At 70.0% G+C, this 263-nt stretch carries 1 protein-coding gene; it reads right to left on the reverse strand.

The genetic code is table 11. The features are described from left to right. A partial coding sequence (locus E0702_RS17770; protein WP_306766942.1) for a Sir2 family NAD-dependent protein deacetylase occupies nucleotides 1-263 on the reverse strand: 263 nt, incomplete at both ends.

The raw sequence follows: 263 nt of genomic DNA on the forward strand, positions 1-263 counted from the left end.
GTCGCGCGCGCCCGCCCGTTCCAGCAGGTCGTCCACATTCTGGGTCACGAGGGTGACCTCGGCCTGCCGTTGCAGCGCCGCGAGCGCCGCGTGGGCGGCGTTCGGCCGGGCATCGAGGCAATTGGCGCGCCGCGCGTTGTAGAAGCCATGAACAAGGGCGGGATTGGCGGCGAAGCCTTCGGGGGTGGCGACCTCGGCCAGGTCATACTTGGTCCAGAGCCCGTCCTTGTCGCGAAACGTGCCCAGGCCGCTTTCGGCCGACA

The organism is Halomonas marinisediminis (genome assembly GCF_004347715.1).
GTDB classification, from domain to species: Bacteria; Pseudomonadota; Gammaproteobacteria; order Pseudomonadales; family Halomonadaceae; genus Halomonas; species Halomonas icarae.